This window comes from Segeticoccus rhizosphaerae, from assembly GCF_009192725.1.
Classification (GTDB): Bacteria; Actinomycetota; Actinomycetes; order Actinomycetales; family Dermatophilaceae; genus Segeticoccus; species Segeticoccus rhizosphaerae.
The window spans coordinates 1-3,357 of record NZ_VOHR01000374.1 but is presented as its reverse complement, the minus strand read 5'-3'; the positions used below and the strand labels follow the sequence as shown (position 1 = coordinate 3,357).

5 protein-coding genes are annotated in these 3,357 nt (G+C 72.8%); 2 read left to right on the top strand and 3 right to left on the bottom strand.

Translation table 11 applies throughout. The annotated features are described in order from the left end of the window. Positions 1 to 236 (bottom strand): dihydropteroate synthase (locus FRW57_RS19210; RefSeq protein WP_238999492.1); only part of this gene is annotated, 236 nt, incomplete at its 3' end. Positions 237 to 250: 14 nt separating this feature from the next. Between FRW57_RS19210 and FRW57_RS19205 the strand changes: the two genes are divergently transcribed. Together FRW57_RS19205 and FRW57_RS19200 are read left to right on the top strand one after the other, a co-directional pair. Continuing rightward, on the top strand, positions 251 to 574 hold the full coding sequence (locus tag FRW57_RS19205; protein ID WP_162529427.1) for a DivIVA domain-containing protein: 324 nt from the start codon (positions 251 to 253) through the stop codon (positions 572 to 574). A 46-nt stretch (positions 575 to 620) separates the two neighbouring features. Continuing rightward, positions 621 to 1,868: a hypothetical protein gene (locus tag FRW57_RS19200; protein ID WP_152186787.1), complete on the top strand. Its 1,248-nt coding sequence runs from the start codon at positions 621 to 623 to the stop codon at positions 1,866 to 1,868. A 132-nt stretch (positions 1,869 to 2,000) separates the two neighbouring features. Here FRW57_RS19200 and FRW57_RS19195 read toward each other — a convergent pair whose 3' ends face one another. Continuing rightward, positions 2,001 to 2,840, bottom strand: coding sequence for an enoyl-CoA hydratase/isomerase family protein (locus FRW57_RS19195; RefSeq protein ID WP_137123225.1), 840 nt, complete (start codon positions 2,838 to 2,840; stop codon positions 2,001 to 2,003). Between the two features lie 36 nt (positions 2,841 to 2,876). Further along, positions 2,877 to 3,357, bottom strand: a 481-nt coding sequence (locus FRW57_RS19190; RefSeq protein WP_275263210.1) for a PaaX family transcriptional regulator C-terminal domain-containing protein, incomplete at its 5' end; no start/stop codon positions are given.

Below are 3,357 nucleotides of genomic sequence, written 5' to 3'. Positions count from 1 at the left end.
GCCGCGTCCACGTCGTCGCCCGGCCCGGCCCGCACGCCTCCGATGTCGACGGCATCGGCGCCGTTGGCCACCGCCGTCCGCACCGCCGCGAGGGCCGCCCCGTCTTCCACGAAGGCGCCCTGGTCGTAGAACGAGTCGGGCGTGCGGTTGATGATGGCCAGCAGCGCGGTCTCGCCCGGCGCGAAGCGGCGACCCCGCAGGACCAGGTCGCGGGCGTGAGTCATCGGACGTGACATGGCACGATCATCTCGTGATCGTTCTGGAGCTGTGCGTGGTGGTCGTGCTCGTGGGGCTGACCGCTGCCGCCGTGCTCGGGAAGTTCGGTGGAGACTGGTCCGATCCGGTCTCGAGCCGCCGGCAGGAGCAGCTGCCCGACGGCCACCTCGGTCGCGACGACCTGCTGGCCCTGAGGTTCGACCAGGGACTGCGGGGCTACCGGATGGACCAGGTGGACGCCGTGATCACCCGGCTCACCGAGGAGCTCGAGGACCGCGACCGGCAGCTCGCCTCGCTGCGGCGTGGCCCAGAGGGCCGCAGTGAGGGTGGACCCGACGCCGAGAGCAGCGGGGGCTGAGCGCGCGGATGGGTTCCTTCGAGGCCCGCGAGGCGGTGGCCGCCGCGTGAGCGACACCCTGACCGCCCACACATCGCCGGTGAGGGATTCCGTGCTGCGCACCGTCGTGGCGCTGCGACACCGCTTCCTGGTGCAGGTCGTCCTCGCCTATCTCGCGCTGCGGCTGTTCACCGCGATCGTGCTGGTCATCGCCGCCCGCCACCAGCAGCCCGTCGCGTGGACCGGTCCCCACCCCGACTACTTCTCGATGACCGTCCTGTGGGACGGCACCTGGTATCGCCGCATCGCCGAACACGGCTACCCCGCGGTGCTTCCGACCGACGCGAGCGGCGCGCTGCAGCAGAACGAGTGGGCCTTCTACCCACTCTTCCCGATGATGGCCAGCGCCCTGATGAAGGTCACCGGCCTCGGCTTCCCGGTGGTCGGCTCGAGCCTGGCGCTCGTGCTCGGGACGGTGGGGGCCGGCGTCATGGGGGTGCTGCTGCGGGAGCGGCTGGGCGCGAAGGTCGCCTTCGCCGCCGTCTGCGTGTATGCCGCGTCGCCCCCCTCACCGTCCCTGCAGGTCGCCTACACCGAGTCGCTGGCGATCCTGCTGCTGTGCGCGTTCCTGCTCGCGCTGAGCCGGGAACGCTGGCTGGTCGCGTCCGTCCTGGCCCTCTGTACCGGCCTGGCCCGGCCGATCGCGCTCCCGCTGGGACTCGTGGCGCTGGTCGCGGTGGTCCTGCGCTGGCGCCGCCGTGAGCGCGAGCCGGTCAGCCGCCGTGACTACGGCTCGATGCTGACCGCCCTCGTCTCGTGCGGCGTGGCCGGTCTGATGTGGCCGGCGATCGTGTGGTGGGGCACCGGGTCACCGTCGGCGTACACCGATACCATGGGGACCTGGCGGTCATCCGGCAAGGTCACCCCGTTCGCCCCCTGGCTGGGCATGGGGCAGTACTTGTTCGGGTCCACGGTCGCCCCGATCGGGCTGGCGCTGATCGCCATCGCGTTCGTGGTCGTCGTGTGCGGGCCCTGGGCGCGCGGTCTGGGGCCGCTGCTGCGCACCTGGTGCCTCGGCTACGTGCTCTACCTCGGTGCGGTGCTCGACCCGTGGACCAGCGTCTACCGTTACCTGCTCGAGCTCTTCCCGCTCGCGGCGGTCATGGTCGGCGGCGCCTGGCTCAACGACCGGGACCAGGCGTCCCGGCACGTCATGCTGCGCACGGTCATCCTGGTCCTGCTCGGGCTGGCCTGGCAGGTCTGGTGGGTGCGGGAGCTGTGGATGTTCGTCCCGCCCGTCGACAACCCCCCGTGACCGGGCCCTGACGGCGAGTCTGGCGGCCTAAACGCAAGCGACGCTGGCGCAAGCCCGGCGAGCTGACGGGTTGGCCGTGTGTCGCACGGCGTGTCGCGCAGTAGTGCCAGCGCGACGTGCGGGTTCCGTTCCTCAACGGCCGGTGAATTCCGGCCTCTCCTTGGCGAGGAAGGCCTGCACCGCGGCGTGGTGGTCCTGGGTGTCACCGGTCAGGGCCATCAGCTCGCCCTCGTGGGCCAGGGACTCCGACAGGGAATGTCCGGCCGAGAACTCGACCGCCCGGCGGATCGAGCCGTAGGCGAGGGTCGGGCCCGCGGCCAGCGTCGAGGCCAGCTCGGCCACGGTGGACGAGAGCTCGTCGGCAGGCACGACCCGCGTGGCCAGTCCGAGCTCGAGCGCCTCCTGTGCCTTCACCGTGCGCGGCAGGAGCAGCAGCTCCTTGGCCTTGGCCGTGCCGACCAGCCGCGGAAGCGCCCACGACGAGCCCGAGTCGCAGGAGAGCGCGATGCCGGCGAAGGCGAGATTGAAGCCGGCCGACTCGGCCAGGATCCGCAGGTCGCAGGCGAACGCGAAGGCCGCGCCCGCCCCCGCGGCCACCCCGTTGACGGCGGCCACGACCGGCTTGTCCATCGTGGCCAGCAGCTCGACGATCGGGTTGTAGTGGCGGGGCACGGTCTCCCACAGAGAAGGGTCGCGCCGCTGCTGCAGCTCGATGTGCTCGCGCAGGTCCTGGCCCACGCAGAACGCCCGCCCGGTGCCGGTGAGCACGACGCACCGCACGGTCGGGTCCTCGGCGACTCCCTGCAGCGCCGTCAGGAGCGCCTCCTTGGTGGGCGTATCCAGCGCGTTCATGGCGTCGGGGCGGTTGAGGGCCACCGTCGCCACCCCGCCGTCGCGCGTCACCGCGACCGGCGCGTCGGTGGCGTTCGGGGCGCCGGCCGGGCGGGCGGGCTGTGGTGTTTGCTCAGACATGGCACGGGCTCCTCGGGTCGTGGACTTGCCAGCAGGCTAGTGCGCCTGGCCGGCCAGCTCCTCCCCGGCCAGGCACTGGTCGACGAAGGCCCGGGCCGGTGGCAGCAGCACGGCCGAGGTCTGGTCGAACAGGGCGGCGGCTTCGTGCCCCGGCCACACGGGCGGGAGGACCTGCGGTGGCAGCCCGGGATCGCGGAAGAGGAACTTGCGCCACTCGTGCACCAGCTCGGTGCGACTGGCGAAGGCCAGCTGCGGGTCCGGGTCGGCGGGGAGCCGCGCCCGCAGCAGGCGGGTCTGCTCCAGGAAGCCGCGGTAGTCGTCGGCGAGGCCGGCCAGGTCCCACAGCCCGGCCGCGAGGTCGTGCCCGTCGTCGCCGTAGTCGGCGTGGAAGGCCGTGCAGGTCACCCCCTCGGTCCGCAGCGCGCTCGACAGCTCCGGGTTCGGGCGCGGCGCCACCCAGGTGTCCCGGGCGAGCCGGGCGTAGCCGAGGTAGCCGAGCCCGGCCGCGACCCGGGCG